16 protein-coding genes are annotated in these 16,945 nt (G+C 59.1%); 9 read left to right on the forward strand and 7 right to left on the reverse strand.

What is annotated here, in order from left to right:
• Positions 1-40: 40 nt before the first annotated feature.
• Positions 41-697 carry a GntR family transcriptional regulator gene (locus PIB16_RS23100; protein ID WP_065655581.1) on the reverse strand — a complete coding sequence of 219 codons (657 nt, stop codon included), beginning with the start codon at positions 695-697 and terminating at the stop codon, positions 41-43.
• A gap of 21 nt (positions 698-718) precedes the next feature.
• Positions 719-1,603 carry a dihydrodipicolinate synthase family protein gene (locus tag PIB16_RS23105; protein WP_271046404.1) on the reverse strand — a complete coding sequence of 295 codons (885 nt, stop codon included), beginning with the start codon at positions 1,601-1,603 and terminating at the stop codon, positions 719-721.
• 306 nt (positions 1,604-1,909) lie between these two features.
• Here PIB16_RS23105 and PIB16_RS23110 point away from each other — a divergent pair, with 306 nt between their 5' ends.
• The 7 genes from PIB16_RS23110 to rutF all read left to right on the forward strand — a co-directional run bounded on the left by PIB16_RS23110 (position 1,910) and on the right by rutF (position 7,186).
• The gene (locus PIB16_RS23110) at positions 1,910-2,521 is read left to right on the forward strand and encodes a biliverdin-producing heme oxygenase (protein ID WP_078051649.1); all 612 of its coding nucleotides are present in this window, start codon (positions 1,910-1,912) and stop codon (positions 2,519-2,521) included.
• 460 nt (positions 2,522-2,981) lie between these two features.
• A complete protein-coding gene (gene rutA / locus PIB16_RS23115; RefSeq protein WP_142844954.1) occupies positions 2,982-4,073 on the forward strand; it encodes a pyrimidine utilization protein A in 1,092 nt (363 codons plus the stop codon).
• Complete coding sequence (gene rutB, locus PIB16_RS23120; RefSeq protein WP_060723695.1) at positions 4,070-4,810, forward strand: pyrimidine utilization protein B; 741 nt, start codon at positions 4,070-4,072, stop codon at positions 4,808-4,810. The genes rutA and rutB overlap by 4 nt, the downstream gene beginning before the upstream one ends.
• Before the next feature lie 26 nt (positions 4,811-4,836).
• A complete protein-coding gene (gene rutC / locus PIB16_RS23125) occupies positions 4,837-5,223 on the forward strand; it encodes a pyrimidine utilization protein C (protein ID WP_004443491.1) in 387 nt (128 codons plus the stop codon).
• Between the two features lie 13 nt (positions 5,224-5,236).
• Positions 5,237-6,028, forward strand: coding sequence for a pyrimidine utilization protein D (gene rutD, locus PIB16_RS23130; protein WP_271046405.1), 792 nt, complete (start codon positions 5,237-5,239; stop codon positions 6,026-6,028).
• A gap of 16 nt (positions 6,029-6,044) precedes the next feature.
• The gene (locus PIB16_RS23135; protein ID WP_125145444.1) at positions 6,045-6,635 is read left to right on the forward strand and encodes a malonic semialdehyde reductase; all 591 of its coding nucleotides are present in this window, start codon (positions 6,045-6,047) and stop codon (positions 6,633-6,635) included.
• Positions 6,636-6,661: 26 nt separating this feature from the next.
• Complete coding sequence (gene rutF / locus PIB16_RS23140) at positions 6,662-7,186, forward strand: NADH-dependent FMN reductase RutF (protein ID WP_080789835.1); 525 nt, start codon at positions 6,662-6,664, stop codon at positions 7,184-7,186.
• 169 nt (positions 7,187-7,355) lie between these two features.
• Here the strand turns inward: rutF and PIB16_RS23145 are convergent, their stop codons facing one another.
• The 3 genes from PIB16_RS23145 to PIB16_RS23155 all read right to left on the reverse strand — a co-directional run bounded on the left by PIB16_RS23145 (position 7,356) and on the right by PIB16_RS23155 (position 12,476).
• Positions 7,356-8,801 carry an NAD(P)(+) transhydrogenase (Re/Si-specific) subunit beta gene (locus tag PIB16_RS23145; RefSeq protein ID WP_003522629.1) on the reverse strand — a complete coding sequence of 482 codons (1,446 nt, stop codon included), beginning with the start codon at positions 8,799-8,801 and terminating at the stop codon, positions 7,356-7,358.
• 19 nt (positions 8,802-8,820) lie between these two features.
• Positions 8,821-10,395 carry a Re/Si-specific NAD(P)(+) transhydrogenase subunit alpha gene (locus tag PIB16_RS23150; protein ID WP_271046406.1) on the reverse strand — a complete coding sequence of 525 codons (1,575 nt, stop codon included), beginning with the start codon at positions 10,393-10,395 and terminating at the stop codon, positions 8,821-8,823.
• 197 nt (positions 10,396-10,592) lie between these two features.
• Positions 10,593-12,476, reverse strand: a complete 1,884-nt coding sequence (locus PIB16_RS23155) for an MFS transporter (RefSeq protein WP_161987856.1) — start codon at positions 12,474-12,476, stop codon at positions 10,593-10,595.
• A gap of 508 nt (positions 12,477-12,984) precedes the next feature.
• Between PIB16_RS23155 and PIB16_RS23160 the strand changes: the two genes are divergently transcribed.
• Positions 12,985-14,019 (forward strand): aspartate-semialdehyde dehydrogenase, encoded by a 1,035-nt coding sequence (locus tag PIB16_RS23160; RefSeq protein ID WP_003522626.1) that lies wholly within the window; start codon positions 12,985-12,987, stop codon positions 14,017-14,019.
• A gap of 222 nt (positions 14,020-14,241) precedes the next feature.
• The gene (locus tag PIB16_RS23165) at positions 14,242-15,057 is read left to right on the forward strand and encodes a lytic murein transglycosylase (protein ID WP_078051652.1); all 816 of its coding nucleotides are present in this window, start codon (positions 14,242-14,244) and stop codon (positions 15,055-15,057) included.
• Between the two features lie 195 nt (positions 15,058-15,252).
• Here the strand turns inward: PIB16_RS23165 and PIB16_RS23170 are convergent, their stop codons facing one another.
• Both PIB16_RS23170 and pdxY read right to left on the reverse strand, forming a co-directional pair.
• Positions 15,253-15,894 (reverse strand): carbonic anhydrase, encoded by a 642-nt coding sequence (locus tag PIB16_RS23170; RefSeq protein ID WP_065655570.1) that lies wholly within the window; start codon positions 15,892-15,894, stop codon positions 15,253-15,255.
• A 175-nt stretch (positions 15,895-16,069) separates the two neighbouring features.
• Positions 16,070-16,945: a pyridoxal kinase PdxY gene (pdxY, locus tag PIB16_RS23175; RefSeq protein WP_078051917.1), complete on the reverse strand. Its 876-nt coding sequence runs from the start codon at positions 16,943-16,945 to the stop codon at positions 16,070-16,072.

Consider the following 16,945-nt stretch of genomic DNA (forward strand, 5'->3'; position numbering starts at 1 on the left):
ATCCCGGCGCAGAACCTCTTCAGTTCCTGCCGGAATTGCCTTAAACCGCCAGCGCCCTGTCCCTTGCGTTGCGGATATGGGCGGTCAGCCGCTCCACGGCGTCTTCGACGGATCGCCTCTCGATGGCCTCGAGAATGGCGAGATGTTCCTTCATCACCGACTTTACGTGGCCGGCGATGCGGAAGCGCTCCTGATTGATAAGGCGCATCTTGATGGAATTGACCCGGTAGGCGTTCGAGATGATCGAATTGCCGAGCGCATCGATGAAGGCATCGTGCATGCCCCAGTCCACCTGCTGCGCATGCTCGTCCAGTTCCGGCGATTCCCCGCCATTTTCAGCCGCTTCGGCAATGTCGCGATGCTGTTTTAAAAGCTTTGCGATTGCCTCGTCGGAGGCCGAGCGGGTAAAAAGCGCGACAGCCTCCTTTTCGAGAAAGATGCGGAACTGGAACGCCTCGCGGATGAGGTTGATGTCGATATGGGCGACCTGCAACCCCCGTTGCGGCACGGTCTTGATCAGCCCTTCCGCCTCCAGCCGCGGAATCGCCTCCCGGATCGCGCCGAGCGGCAAGCCGGTCAGTTCCACGAGGCGGCGTTGCGAGATGAATTGTCCCGGGCGAACGTCGCGCGAGAGAAGGTGATGCGTAAAGCTCTCATACGCCCGTTCCCGCAATGTCTGTTCGCCGGTATCTTCCATGCTCAACCTTTCAAGGTCTGTTCAGGCGGCCTGTTTGCGAAACAGCGCATCGAACGCGCCTTCGATCTGCCGCCGGCCCTCCGGTGAAATGGCGACGAGCGGTGCGCGCACGTCCGACCAGATATTTTCTCCTGTCGTGTGTGATACCAGCACCTTGACCGCTGGTGTAACCGGGAATTTCAGAAGTTCCACAACAAGATCTTCGACGCGCTTGTCGTCCTTGCCGTCAACGGCCATCGCACGGACTTCCTGTGTCAGGAAATTGGCGACGCCGGAGATCGCGCCCTGACCGCCGAGGCGAACACCCTTCGCCAGATCGCGCTCATCGCCTATCAGGATGGCGAGATCGCCATGTTCTTTCAGCAGGCGCTCGGTATGGCTCCAGTTGCCGGAGGAATCCTTGACGCCGGTGACGATGCCGGGGAATGCCTTTTTCAGCCGTCCAACCAGCTCGACCGACAATGTCACCATGGTCACGGAAGGGATGTTGTAGACGAGAATGTCGCGTGCATCCTTGCCGATTTTTTCGAACACCGCCGAGAACCAGGCAAACAGGCCGTCATCGCCGACATTCTTGAAATAGGAGGGTGGTGTGAGAAGAATATTGCGGGCGCCGGCCTTCAGGGCCTCCGCCGACTGGTCGGCGGCGTCCTCGATGGAATCCACCAGAACGCCGGTGACCAGACGGGAAGGCGCAACGCCGGCCTCGATGAAGCGGGAAAGAATGACCTGCCGTTCACGGCTGCCGACGGAGCATCCTTCGCCCGTGGTGCCGAAGAGTGTCACGCTGTCGCAGCCATTTTCAAGGCAGCGTCTGGCATGGGCGATCATGGCGTCGATATCGACCGTTCCGTCCTTTTTGAAAGGAGTGGTCAGGGCTGCCGAAAGGCCAAATTTCTGGGTCAAGTAAGATGCTCCTCGAAGGTGATTGCGCATTGATAACGCGCTGACATGTTAGTTGTAAAGAGGTAATTGTAGTTTGATTGTTCGGAAGACGGGGATCGGGGAATTCGCTTCGTCGTGCGTTGAGCGGCAATGCTGCGAGGCGTTGGGATGGAAGGGTTGTACAGGGGCAGGGAGGCTGCTTTACCGTGGCGACAGCGGGCTTATGCTCTTTGCAGGGCGAGCGGATAAATGCGAAAATAAAATTTGACTGTTGGAGTAAAGATTTTTATCAGCAATCTGAATATTAGGGATAAAGGGACCATCATCATGACCATTGCGGAGCCGTCAGCGCCTGTAGCAGACATTGAGCAGAGCCGCGTCAAGCGCCTGAAAGCTGCGACGCGCGGCGCGCATGGCGATCTCGATGCCTTCATCATGGCATCGAAGCCGTTCGAGAGCCGGGAGAACTTCGGCAAATTCGTGGAAACGCAATATCTTTTCCATCGTGACCTCGATGTCTTCTTTTCCAATGCGACGCTCGATGGCCTGCTTCCTGATCTCAAGGGCCGCCGCCGTCTCTCCATGATCGAGCAGGACCTTGCCGATCTCGGTCTTGCCATTCCCGAAACCGCCGAGCCGCGCTTCACCGGTGAAATGCCGTTCGATCTGCCGGAGGCCATGGGTTGGCTTTATGTGGTTGAAGGCTCCAATCTGGGCGCTGCTTTCCTGCTGAAGGATGCGGCCAAGCTTGGTCTGAATGAAGACTTCGGCGCGCGCCATCTGGCCGGCGCTCCGGAAGGGCGCGGCCTGCACTGGCGCACTTTCACCGCCGCTCTCGATGAGATTTCGCTGACGGTCGAAGAGGAAGAGCGGGTCATCGCCGGTGCGGAAGCCGCTTTCCGGGCCGTGCATGCCTATGCGCGGCAACGCCTCGCCTGAGATTTCGGCATAGCTTTGCGATTCTTGTTCTCATCGCGCAGACGTGCCCCGTGGCACGTGTGTGTTCGATTGAGTCGTAAAATCCCTGCACCGTCACCCCGGACTTGAACCGGGGTCCAGTGCGATCAAGTCCTTGATCGCGAAAGGCTCCTCTCACGGCGCAGACGCGCCGTGGCTGGATGCCGGCTCAAGGCCGGCATGACGGAGGGAGGTTTTGGGATGCCGCGCAACGCTCCGCGACCGATATAAGAGCCGCCCATTTCCCGCAGATTGCGTTCGATATTTGCCGAATAAACAGGCAAATAATTTTATCGAATGATAAAATTTTTATCTTTTGGTAAAAATAATTCGCCTCCAAAATTTTATCCATTTGATAAAATTATTTTATTTGGTCTGGCACAGAACCTGCTACTCTTTTGCCAAGTCAGGAGACACCTGATGCAAAAAAGGGAACAGCAAGATGGAAGTTGGTGTTTTTATCCCGATCGGGAACAATGGTTGGCTGCTGTCAGAAAACGCGCCGCAATACAAACCGAGCTTCGACCTGAACAAGGCCATCACTTTGAAGGCGGAGCAATATGGTTTCGACTTCGCGCTCTCGATGATCAAGCTGCGCGGCTTTGGCGGCAAGACCGAGTTCTGGGACTATAATCTGGAATCCTTCACGCTGATGGCGGGCCTTGCCGCTGTCACCTCCAAGATCAAGCTGTTCGGCACGGCCGCAACGCTGGTCATGCCGCCGGCCATCGTTGCCCGCATGGCGACGACCATCGATTCCATTTCCGGCGGCCGTTTCGGCATCAATCTTATTACCGGCTGGCAGCGGCCGGAATATAGCCAGATGGGGCTCTGGCCGGGCGACGATTATTTCGGTGATCGTTATGAATATCTCGGCGAATATACGACAGTCCTCAAGGAATTGCTGACGGAGGGCCAGTCGGACTACAAGGGCAAGTTCTTCCAGATGGAGGATTGCCGTATGAAGCCGGTGCCGCAGGGCGACGTCAAACTCATCTGCGCCGGCTCTTCCAATTCCGGCATGGCGTTTTCGGCCAAGTTCGCCGATTACAGCTTCTGCTTCGGTGTCGGCGTCAACACGCCAAAGGCCTTTGCGCCCACCAATGAGCGGCTTCTGGCGGCAACGGAAAAGACCGGTCGAGAGGTTAAGTCCGTCGTGCTGACCATGATCCTTGCCGAGGAAAAATCCGAAGATGCCTGGGCGAAATGGGAGCACTATAAGGCCGGTGCAGATGAGGATGCGATCAAGTGGCTCGGCCTGCAAAGCGCTGTCGACACCAAATCCGGCTCCGACACCAATGTTCGCCACATGTCCAATCCCGTCTCGGCGGTCAACATCAACATGGGAACGCTGATCGGCTCCTATGAGGAAGTGGCGGCGATGCTGGACGAGATGAGCGAAGTGCCGGGAACGGGCGGCGTGATGCTGACCTTTGATGATTTCCTCGAAGGCGTCGAGAAATTCGGCAAATATGTGCAGCCGCTGATGAAGAGCCGCGCGCATGTTCAGGCTGCACTGGAGGCTGCGGAATGAGTGAAGCCGTCGTGGCGGGTTACAAGGGGCCGGAAAGCCGTTCGGAAAGCGTGACGCTTCCCGCAAGGCCGGAGCCGATCACCCTGAAACCCAGCGAGACCGCCGTTGTCGTGGTCGACATGCAGAACGCCTATTCGACCGAGGGCGGTTATGTCGATCTGGCCGGTTTCGATATTTCCGGGGCCAAGGGCACCATCGCCAACATCAAGAAGACGCTGGATGCGGCGCGGGCGGCAGGCGTTCAGGTCATCTATTTCCAGAATGGCTGGGACAAGGACTACGTCGAGGCGGGCGGGCCGGGCTCGCCCAACTGGCACAAATCCAATGCCTTGAAGACCATGCGCAAAAGGCCGGAACTGCAGGGCCAGCTCTTGGCCAAAGGCACGTGGGATTATGCCATCGTCGACGAGTTGCAGCCGCAGCCCGGCGATATTCTGGTGCCGAAGACGCGATACAGCGGTTTCTTCAATACCAATATGGACAGCGTGCTGCGCGCCCGCGGCATTCGCAATCTGGTCTTTGTCGGCATTGCCACCAATGTCTGCGTGGAAAGCTCGCTGCGCGACGCCTTCCATCTCGAATATTTCGGGGTGATGCTGGAGGATGCCACCCATCATCTCGGGCCGGACTATATCCAGCAGGCGACGGTCTACAATGTCGAGAAGTTTTTCGGCTGGGTCGCCACCGTCAATGATTTCTGCGGTGTCATCTCGCAGGCCGCACCCGTCACCGATTGATTGAGAAAAACAAAGAGGAGAACGAAATGCCGAAAAAGATCATCGTACCTGTTGGCACCAGCAAACCCATCGCTCCCTTTTCGCCGGGAACCCTTGCCGATGGCGTGGTTTACGTTTCCGGCACGCTGCCCTTCGACAAGGACAATAATGTCGTGCATGTGGGCGATGCGAGCGCCCAGACCCGCCATGTTCTCGAAACCATCAAGTCCGTCATCGAAACCGCCGGCGGCACGATGGAGGACGTGACGATGAACCATATCTTCATCACCGACTGGGCGAATTACCAGGCCGTCAACACGGTCTATGCCGAATATTTCCCCGGCGACAAGCCGGCGCGTTATTGCATCCAGTGCGGCCTCGTAAAGCCAGACGCGCTGGTGGAAATCGCCACCGTCGCCCATATCGGCAAATAGGGCGAAACGGCAGATGATGCATTTCGAGGTTCATGGCCGGACTGATCCTGAGGCGCCCACCATCCTGCTGTCATCGGGGCTGGGCGGATCGGGCGCCTATTGGACGCCGCAGATCGAAGCCCTTGCCGATCATTTCCGGATCGTCACCTACGACCATCGCGGAACCGGCAGGACCGGCGGTGAGGTGCCGCTGGAGGGCGGCATATCGGCGATGGCGGATGATGTGCTGGAAATCGTCTCGGCGCTGACCCTCGAGAAATTCCACTTCATGGGTCATGCGCTTGGCGGTCTGATCGGCCTCGATATCGCGCTGCGCAGGCCCGGCCTTATCGACAGGCTCGTTCTCATCAATGCCTGGAGCAAGGCGGATCCGCATTCCGGGCGCTGCTTCGATGTGCGGATCGAGCTTCTGGAGAAATCCGGCGTTGAGGCTTTCGTGAAAGCCCAGCCGCTGTTTCTTTATCCGGCCGCCTGGATGTCGGACCATCAGGAGCGGCTGGCGCGGGACGATGCCCATGGCGTCGCGCATTTTCAGGGCAAGGGGAATGTGCTTCGGCGCATCGCGGCACTGAGGGCCTTTGACGTCGATAGTCGCCTTGGCGAGATCGGCAATCCGGTTCTGGTGGTGGGCACGAAAGACGATCTTCTGGTGCCCTACACTCGCTCCGTGCGTCTCGCTGAGGGTTTGCCGCAGGGGGAACTCTGCCTTCTCGATTTCGGGGCGCATGCGGTCAATATTACTGAAGCTGACCTTTTCAATGCTCGGCTTTTGCAGTTTCTGCTACCGGCAACACGAACATTCTGACGGGATTTTTAGGACAATGACCACAGCACTCGACGACAAGGCACTTGCAGCACTTTTCACCGCGGCGCGCACCCACAATGGCTGGGCTGACAAGCCGGTCGGCGACGAGACGCTGAGAGAGCTTTACGATCTGACGAAGATGGGTCCGACCTCAGCCAATTGCTCGCCGGGGCGTTTCGTGTTCGTGCGCAGCCAGGAAGCGAAAGAAAAACTGCGGCCGGCGCTTTCGTCGGGTAATCTTGAAAAGACCATGGCAGCACCCGTCACCGTGATTGCCGCCATCGACCGCGAATTTTACGAAAAACTGCCGATGCTGTTTCCGCATGCCGATGCCCGTTCGTGGTTCACCTCCAGCCCGGCCGTGGCCGAGGAAACGGCCTTCCGCAATGCCACTTTGCAGGCGGGCTATCTCATCCTAGCAGCCCGCTCGTTGGGACTTGATACCGGGGCGATGTCCGGTTTCGATAAAGGCAAAGTGGATGCGGCGTTTTTTGCCGGCACGACGTGGAAATCCAATTTCCTGATCAATCTCGGTTATGGCGATCCGTCTAAGCTCTTTGGCCGCCTGCCGCGTCTTGGCTTTGATGACGCCTGTGTGCTGGCTTGATGGCCTGTTAAGGAAGGATGGGTTAGATGCAGATGATGTCTCTTGAAAAGGAAGCGGAAATGGAGACGAAGACTGCACAGCAGCGCAGCCTCGATTATAGAAACGCCATGGCGCGGCTCGGTGCGGCGGTCAATATCGTCACCACGGACGGGGCGGCAGGCCGTGCAGGCTTTGCAGCGACAGCGGTTTGCAGCGTTTCCGACAACCCGCCCACCCTTCTTATCTGCCTCAACCGCAATTCTTCCGCTTACAGGGTGGTGAAGGCCAATGGCGTCGTCTGCGTCAACACGCTCGCCGCCCATCACGAGGTGCTGAGCACGCTTTTCGGCGGCAAGACGCCGGCGGAAGAGCGTTTCGCTGCCGGGAGCTGGGGTGTGCTTGAAACCGGCGCGCCGGTTCTGGAGGACGCGCTTGTCTCTTTCGACTGCCGCATCCGTGAGGCGCATGACGGCGGCACGCATGATATTCTGATCTGCGAGGTTGTAGATATGAAGATCAATGCGGGCGATGAAGCGCTGATGTATTTCAACCGGCGTTACCGGGTGCTTTGAGCGCGGTCTTTTGAAAGTTGGAAGTGGCGGCAGTCTATCGACAAAGTCCCGCGAAACGGTTCCGTTTGGCGCGGCCGTAGCATCCGTACACCGTCACCCCGGACGAAACGTATCGTCGTTTCTCCGAAATTCGAAGGCGTTTCCGGCCTCCCGGAAACGCCCTTTTCATTTACTTGATCAGCGGCAGAAGATCGTTGATCGACTTCTTGGCGTCGCCGTAGAACATGCGGGTATTGTCTTTGTAGAACAGCGGGTTCTCGATACCGGAGTAACCCGTGCCCTGGCCGCGCTTCGAGACGATGACCAGTTTGGACTTCCACACTTCCAGAACCGGCATGCCGGCAATCGGCGAGTTCGGATCGTCCTGGGCGGCCGGATTGACGATGTCGTTGGAGCCGATGACGATGACGACGTCGGTATTGGGGAAGTCGTCGTTGATTTCGTCCATTTCCAGCACGATGTCGTAAGGCACCTTGGCCTCGGCCAGCAGCACGTTCATGTGGCCGGGAAGACGGCCTGCGACCGGGTGGATGGCGAAGCGCACGGTTTTGCCGTCGGCGCGCAGCTTTCGGGTCAGTTCGGAGACAGCCGCCTGCGCCTGCGCCACCGCCATGCCGTAGCCGGGAACGATGATGACGCTGTCGGCGTCATTCAGCGCGGCCGCCACGCCTTCGGCGTCGATCGCCACCTGCTCGCCCTCGATTTCCATCGCCGGGCCCGTCGTACCGCCGAAGCCGCCGAGGATGACCGAGATGAAGGAGCGGTTCATCGCCTTGCACATGATGTAGGAGAGGATCGCACCCGAGGAGCCGACCAGCGCACCGGTGACGATCAGCAGATCGTTGCCGAGCGTGAAGCCGATGGCTGCGGCCGCCCAGCCGGAATAGCTGTTCAGCATCGAAACGACGACAGGCATGTCGGCGCCGCCGATGCCCATGATCAGGTGATAACCGATGAAGAAGGCGGCCAGCGTCATCAGCACCAGCGTCCAAGCGCCGGCGCCGTTGCAATACATGATGAGCAGCACGAGCGACAGGATCGCAGCGCCGGCATTGAGCAAATGTCCGCCCGGCAGTTTCTTCGCCTTGCCGTCCACCTTGCCGGCAAGCTTGCCGAAGGCGACGACGGAGCCAGTGAAGGTGACTGCACCGATGAAGACGCCGAGGAAAACCTCGACCTTCATGATCGCCAGTTCAACCGGCGTCTTGTGCGCCAGGATGGCGGAAAAGCCCGTCAGCAGGGAACGCGCGGTTTCATCGAGCGAGGCGACATGCGCTTCCTCGATATGGGCGTTGAAGCCGATGAAGACGGCGGCGAGGCCGACGAAGGAGTGAAGGGCTGCAACAAGCTGCGGCATTTCGGTCATCTGCACGCGGCTTGCGACGAAGTAGCCGAGAACGGAGCCGCCCGCCAGCATCAGCAGCACCACGAGCCACTGCCCGACGCCCTTGCTGATTTCAGGGCCGAAGACGGTGGCGACGATGGCGAGACCCATGCCGACAATGCCGTACCAGACGGCGCGTTTGGCGCTTTCCTGTCCGGAAAGGCCACCAAGAGAAAGGATGAAAAGAACGGCTGCGGCAACATAGGCCGCGGAAACGATGCCAATGGTCATTGAATGTCCCCTACACGGCTCAGGACTTCTGGAACATGGCGAGCATGCGCCGTGTCACGAGGAAACCGCCGACGATGTTGATCGTCGCGATCAGGACGGAAAGCGAGGCGAGGATCACCACCAGCCAGTTGCCGGAACCGATCTGCAGCAATGCGCCGATGATGACGATGCCGGAAATCGCGTTCGTCACCGCCATCAGCGGCGTGTGCAGCGAATGGCTGACATTCCAGATGACCTGGAAACCGACGAAGCAGGCCAGCACGAAAACGATAAAGTGGCTCATGAAGCTTGCCGGTGCGAAAGCGCCCACCAGAAGCAGGATCGCTGTACCGACGGCGAGCAGGCCGACCTGGCTTTTCGTCTGCGCCTTGAAGTCCGCGTGTTCCTTGGCGTGCTTTTCCTCAGGCGTGAGTTCTTTTGCTCTTTCCTTCGGCTTCTGCGCGGCAATCGCCTGAATTTTCGGCGGCGGCGGGGGATAAGTGATTTCACCCTGATAGGTGACCGTCGCACCGCGGATGACGTCGTCTTCCATGTTGTGAACCGGCTTGCCGTCCTTTGCGGGCGTCAGATCGGTCATCATGTGGCGGATGTTGGTGGAATAGAGCGTCGAGGCCTGCGTGGCCATACGGCTCGGGAAATCCGTATAGCCGATGACGATGACGCCATTGTCGGAAACGACGCGCTGGTCGGGAACCGTGAGGTCGCAATTGCCGCCGCGTTCGGCAGCGAGGTCGACGATGACCGAACCCGGCTTCATCATCGCCACCATGTCGGCGAGCCACAGTTTCGGGGCGTCGCGGCCCGGAATGAGCGCCGTGGTAATGACGATATCGATCTGCGGCGCGAGTTCGCGGAATTTTTCGAGCTGCTTCTCGCGGAATTCCGGCGAGGAGGGGGCGGCATAACCGCCGGTGGCCGCGCCATCCTGCTGCTGGTCGGCGAAATCGAGATAGACGAATTCGGCGCCCATGGATTCGATTTGTTCGGCCACTTCCGGGCGAACGTCGAAGGCATAAGTGATGGCGCCGAGCGATGTGGCCGTGCCGATGGCGGCAAGACCGGCAACGCCTGCGCCGATGACCAGAACTTTGGCGGGCGGCACCTTGCCGGCGGCGGTGACCTGACCGGTGAAGAAGCGGCCGAAATTATTGCCGGCCTCGATGACCGCGCGATAACCGGCGATATTGGCCATGGAGGACAGGGCGTCCATTTTCTGGGCGCGGGAAATGCGCGGCACCATGTCCATGGCGATGACATTTGCGCCCTTTTCCTTCGCCTGCTCCAGAAGGTCCTTGTTCTGAGCGGGATAGAAGAACGAGATCAGCGTCTTGTCCGAAGACAGGCGATCAATCTCCGACGTTTCCGGCTGACGAACCTTGGCGATGATGTCGGAACCGGCGTAAAGCGCATCGGCGCTGTCGACGATCGTTACACCGGCTGCGCGATAGGCGTCGTCGGAAAAACCCGCCGCCTTGCCTGCTCCGGTTTCGAGAATGCAATCATATCCGAGTTTCTGCAATGCCTGGGCGCTGTCGGGCGTCATGCCGACGCGCGCCTCGCCCTCATATAATTCCTTAGGTGTCCCGATTCTCAAAATGGCTCTCCCTCTGCCTGATAATATAGGGGGGTCATAACCTATTCAGGGGGGCTTTGTCTCCATATTGATTTTGTCTTGCCTGCGACGGAATGACAGCCCGCTGCGACAGTCTTGTTCGATATGCGGACGTACCGCGCAATAAAAGAACCCGGCGCTTCAGCGCCGGGTTCCGAAAATGTCGAACAGGGTATGGCTCAATCCATGGCGTGGATATCGCGATCCTTGGTTTCCGGCAGGAACAGCAGGCCGACGACCAGTGTGATGCCTGCGAAGATGATCGGGTACCAGAGGCCGTAATAGATGTCGCCTTTCGCCGCGCTCATCGCAAAGGCGGTGGCGGGCAGAAGACCGCCGAACCAGCCGTTGCCGATGTGGTATGGCAGCGACATGCCGGAGTAGCGGATGCGGGTCGGGAACAGTTCGACCAGCAGGGCCGCGATCGGGCCGTAGACCATCGTCACGTAGATGACGAGAACGGTCAGGACTGCGATGATGACGACCCAGTTCACGGCGGCCGGATCGGCCACCATGGAGAAGGTGCCGCCGCCGGCTACGGTGTAGACGGCCATTTCCGCCGCACCTGCGGCTTCTGCCGGTGTCAGCAGCTTGTCCGCCACCAGCTTGTCGGTCGCGACCATCTTCTTGTCGGCAGCGCGAACGGCCTCCGCATTGAGGTTAAGCTCCGGATTTGCGGCAATGAAGGCATCCAGTTTCGCGTCCGGCACCTGCGCCGCGCCGCGCACCAGCGGGTAGCCGCCATCGTGAAGCGCCATGTTGACCTGCTTCTGGAAGGCCTTGTCCTTGGCTGCCGCATCCGCACCGGCGGCGACGGCGTCATAGCTGGTAATGGTGGCATCGCCGATCTTCACGGTGGCCGGCTGGCCGGCTGTGCCCGCAACCACGTCGTAAGGCACGGAGTTGCGTGTCAGGAACGAGGTGGCGATATCGCAGGATGTGGTGAATTTCGCCGTGCCGGTCGGGTTGAACTGGAACTTGCAGTCGCCGGGGGCTGCGGTCACGGTGGCGCGAACGGTGGACTGGGCTTGCGCCAGCGCCGGGTTGCCGGCCCATGTCAGTGCCTTGAACAGCGGGAAGTAGGTCAGCATGGCAAGGATGAGACCGGCCATGATGATCGGCTTGCGGCCGATCTTGTCGGAAAGCCAGCCGAAGATGACGAAGAAGCTGGTGCCGAGGATGAGTGCTGCCGCCACCATGATGTTGGCGGACTGGCCGTCGACCTTCAGGATGCTCTGCAGGAAGAACAGCGCGTAGAACTGGCCCGTATACCAGACAACGGCCTGGCCGATGACGGCGCCGACAAGCGCGATGAGCGCAATCTTGGCGTTCTTCCACTGGCCGAAGGCTTCGCTGAGCGGCGCCTTGGATGTCTTGCCTTCTTCCTTCATTTTCTTGAAGGCCGGAGATTCGTTCATTTTCAGACGAATCCAGACCGATACGCCGAGCAGCAGAACGGAGACGAGGAAGGGAATGCGCCAGCCCCAGGCGGCGAAGGCTTCCTTGCCGAGTGCGAACTGCACGCCGAGAATGACCACCAGCGACAGGAACAGGCCGAGCGTCGCCGTCGTCTGGATCCATGAGGTGTAATAGCCCCTGCGGCCGTTCGGTGCATGTTCGGCGACGTAGGTTGCCGCACCGCCATATTCACCGCCGAGCGCCAGGCCCTGCAGCATGCGCAGAACGATCAGGATGATCGGAGCGGCAATGCCGATCTGCGATGCGCCGGGCAGGACGCCGACGAGGAAGGTCGAAACGCCCATGATGAGGATGGTGATGAGGAAGGTATATTTGCGGCCGACAATGTCGCCCAGACGGCCGAATACCAGCGCGCCGAAGGGGCGCACGAGGAAGCCGGCGGCGAAGGCCAGCAGCGCAAAAATGTTGCGTGTCGTTTCCGGATATTGGCTGAAGAAGTTCGCGCCGATATAGATCGCCAGCGAGCCGTACAGATAGAAATCGTACCATTCGAAGACTGTTCCGAGAGAAGAGGCGAAAATCACCTTCTTCTCTTCACCCGTCATTGGACGGGCGGCGCCGCTCACGGCTGCAATATCTGCCATTGTCTGTCCTCCACAGATGTCCCAATTGGCGCATTGCGGAGCCCATCTCTCTCCTCCGGACTCCCCATAAGGGTGCAATGCGCGGAGTGTCAGAGTGACAGAAAATTAACTGCAATAAGAGCGATGCTTTCGGATTATGACTTTAGTCTAATGCAAGGCGTCCCGAAAATGTCGCGAGGCCGATTTTACGGCCTGCGCAAGACGCCTCCAAACGCGCCTTTTTTCTTGACACAACCGAGAAACCTTCTAATAGCTTCTCGCGAAGAAGGAGCATCACCTTGCGCATGCATGTTGCAGACATGTTCGTCATGGAAGGACCGGCACAATCCGCCGGCGATGATCCGCGCCTTTCTCATTCTACCCGAATTACGGCCAAAACGACGATTAAAACCGTCTAACGTCTCTGGCCACCGCTCTCTCCCCGGTTTGGCTGGGGATCGAGGAAGCCGCGATCTGATGCGGGTTCCCACCTCACCAAAAAGAGGAGAGACAGAAAGAGAGCTTGATCATGGGTTTCAAAGTTGCAATTGCAGGCGCCACCGGCAACGTCGGTCGCGAAATGCTCAATATCCTGGCCGAACGCGGTTTCCCCGCCGATGAAGTCGTGCCGCTTGCTTCCGCCCGCTCGCAGGGCACGGAAGTCTCCTATGGCGACCGCACGCTGAAGGTTTCCAACCTCGAAAACTACGATTTTTCCGACACGGATATTTGCCTGATGTCGGCCGGCGGCGATGTTTCCAAGAAGTGGTCGCCGAAGATCGGCCAGCAGGGCTGCGTTGTCATCGACAACTCGTCCGCATGGCGCTACGATCAGGACGTTCCGCTGATCGTTCCGGAAGTCAATGCCGATGCGGTTGCCGGCTTCACCAAGAAGAACATCATCGCCAACCCCAATTGCTCCACGGCACAGCTCGTCGTCGCGCTGAAGCCGCTGCATGACTTCGCCAAGATCAAGCGCGTCGTCGTTTCCACCTACCAGTCGGTGTCCGGCGCCGGCAAGGAAGGCATGGACGAGCTGTTCCAGCAGACCCGCGCCGTGTTCGTCGCTGATCCGGTGGAAGCCAAGAAGTTCACCAAGCGCATCGCCTTCAACGTCATTCCGCATATCGACGTCTTCATGGAAGACGGCTACACCAAGGAAGAGTGGAAGGTTCTGGCCGAAACCAAGAAGATGCTCGATCCGAAGATCAAGGTAACCTGCACGGCCGTGCGCGTTCCGGTCTTCATCGGCCATTCGGAATCGGTCAATATCGAGTTCGAAAACGAGATCACCGCCGATCAGGCGCGCGACATCCTGCGCGAAGCGCCGGGTTGCCTCGTGATCGACAAGCGCGAAAACGGCGGCTACATCACCCCGGTTGAATCCGCCGGTGAGGACGCGACCTATATCTCGCGCATCCGCGAAGATGCGACGGTCGAAAACGGCCTCAACCTGTGGGTTGTTTCCGACAATCTGCGCAAGGGTGCGGCTCTCAACGCCGTCCAGATCGCCGAACTGTTGATCAATCGTGGTTTCATCAAGCCCCGCAAGGCGGCTGCCTGATCCACGATACGATTTTTTAAGGTTCGTTAAGTATAACCCGTCTGTTCTGTGTGGGGCAGGCGGGTTTCATAATTGGCGACGATCACGGCCAGTTTATTTGCAGGCCTTGCTGCCGAAAGGCAATTTAGGCCGCCAAAAGACAGTTTTGGCACCTGAATCATACAGTATTGACGGTTTGGTTCTCGGGAAAAATTCCCCAAAGGATATCGAAGGCAGATTTTGATGCGGGCAATGAAGGTAATTCTGGCTGGTGTGGCCATGGTTTCGGTTCTGGCAGCGACGCCGGTTATGGCTGCGCAATGCGGCAACACTTCGGCGGGCTTCGATGCCTGGGTCGGCGCCTTCAAGCAGGAAGCGGCGGGCCGCGGCGTCAGCGCCTCGGTGCTCGACCGTGCTTTCTCCGGCGTCTCCTACAACCAGGCGACGATCCGCGCAGACCGCGGCCAGCACAGCTTCAAGCTTTCCTTCGAACAATTCATGCAGAAGCGCGGCGGTCAGACGATCATTTCGCGCGGCAAGACCATGAAGAAGAACAATGCTGCTCTCTTTGCTTCCATCGAGCGCGCCTATGGCGTGCCGGCCGGTCCGCTGCTCGCCATCTGGGGCATGGAAACCGGCTTTGGTGGCTTCATGGGCAACCAGCACACGCTTTCCGCCGTGGCGACGCTCTCCTTCGATTGCCGTCGTTCGGATTATTTCACCGAGCAGCTTTATGCAGCTCTGAAGCTCGTCGGCAGCGGTTCGCTGAACGTCAACGCCAAGGGTGCGGCCCATGGTGAAATCGGCCAGACGCAGTTCCTGCCGCTGAACGTCGTGCGTTACGGCGTTGATTTCGACCGCGACGGCCGTATCGATCTCGTCGGTTCGCGTGCCGATGCGCTGGCTTCCACCGCGAACTTCCTTGTCGGCCATGGCTGGCAGCGTGGCGCCGGTTACCAGCAGGGACAGGCAAACTACGCCGCCATCCAGGGCTGGAACGCAGCAAGCGTCTACCAGCAGGCGATTGCCTTCATCGGCAAGGCGATTGACGGCCAATAAGGCTGCTTTCCAAGCGCGAATTCCCACTTCCGTCATGCCGGTCCCCGGAACAAGCCCGAGGATGATCCGGCATCCAGTCACGGCGCGTCCGCGCCGTGAAAGAGTCTTTGGCGATCAAGGACTTGATCGCGCTGGACCCCGGATCTAGTCCGGGGTGACGAGCGTTGAATTTGGCCGGTAGCTATTACCTGCCAATCACAGATCCGGGCGACGGAAATCACCCGTCTTGCCGTCCATAACCCACAATTCGCCGGTCGAAATATCGAACCATGCGCCGTGCAGCTTCACCTTACCGGCGGTTTCCTGTGCCTTGACGAAGGGGAAACCGCGCAGGTTGGCGATGGAGTTGCGGATGGAAACACGTTCCAGTGCCGTCTGCCGCTCGGAAGCTGTCATCACGTCGTTGCTCTGGATTTGCGAGGCGGCCGACTTGACCATGTTCATCCATTTGCCGATGAAATCGCCGGGCGACAGCGGCTCGAGATTGGGGTCGAGAGCAGCCTGAATGCCGCCGCAGCGGCCGTGGCCCATGACGACGATATCCTTCACCTTCAGAACCTGAACGGCATATTCGATGGCCGCCGAGGTGGCGTGGTACTGCCCGTCCGGCTCGAAGGGCGGCACCATGTTGGCGACGTTGCGGACGACGAAAAGCTCTCCCGGTCCGCAGTCGAAAATGGTTTCCGGCGCGGAGCGGGAGTCACAACAGGCAATGAACAGGGTCTGCGGCTTCTGTCCGGTGTCGGCCAGAACGCGGTATCTTTCGCGCTCGTCGACATAGCGACCGTTCATGAAGTTCTTGTAGCCGTTGAGAAGGTTTTCCGGAAAATCTTTCATCTATCGCAGTACCGTTGTGGTTGGACCGAGATCAAGAAAAGAACTCGGTGCGTTGAAGACCAATCCTTTGGAGCATTTTCGTTTTTCTTCGAACCGCGAAATCGCTCCAACTCCTTGTTTGTCGCATTTCCGGACGGAAAACCGAGGGCCACTTTTCCTGGAAATGCTCTAGCCGCTATTTGCGCTTGCTGCGCGAAGGATGCAAGAGATGACGCATCTGCACCATCGCCATGGGTGTGGAGAGGCTGGAAGAGTCCGTCTCCAGCGTCAGTTCGTTCATCTCGCGTTTTTTGGTGCGGGCCAGAATTTCGAACACGCTGGCGGTCGCGAGCTGCAGCGCCTTTTCGTCATCCATGCCTTCCAGCAGGCGGGCGAGGAACAGCGCCGACATCAGGTCGCCGAGACCGTTCGGCGCATTCTCAATGGCACGATGTTCGGCAAGCAGCGCGTGGCGGCCGCTGAGATAAAGATTGCCGGTGCCGCCCGTCATCATCGGCACGGCCGAGGTGACCAGCATTTTCGGCGGGCCCAGCGCAAGCGCGGCATCCATGATGGCATTGTTGGTCTCGAGCTCCGCGCCGCTCATCCAGGCGAGTTCATAACGGTTCGGCGTGGCGACAGTGGCAAGCGGGATGAGGTGATCGCGGATGGCTTCCGCGGTCTCGAGCGGAATGTAAAGCCCGCCCAGATCGCCCATGACCGGATCGCAGGCGTAAATCAGCGACGGGTTCTTTTCCTTCAGATTGCGGATCAGCCGTGCGGTGGAGCGAACCTGCGCCGCACTACCGAAATAACCGGTCAGAACAGCCTTGACCTCGCCGATCCATTTGGCGTTTTCGAGGTCGGTCATCGCCTTGTCGAAATCGTCGTCCTGAAAGCGCATCCGGGTGGAAGGGCCGTGGCCGGGATGCCAGGGCATGACGATTGTGGGCACCGCCCAGACGGGATAACCGAGGGTCTCCAGCGCAAAGACAGCGGCGCGATTGCCGACGGAGCCACGCATGACATGGCTGGAAATGACGATGACGGCGCCCTGTGTATTTTCCTGCAT

The organism is Agrobacterium sp. ST15.13.015 (assembly GCF_027871645.1).
Taxonomy (GTDB): Bacteria; Pseudomonadota; Alphaproteobacteria; order Rhizobiales; family Rhizobiaceae; genus Agrobacterium; species Agrobacterium leguminum.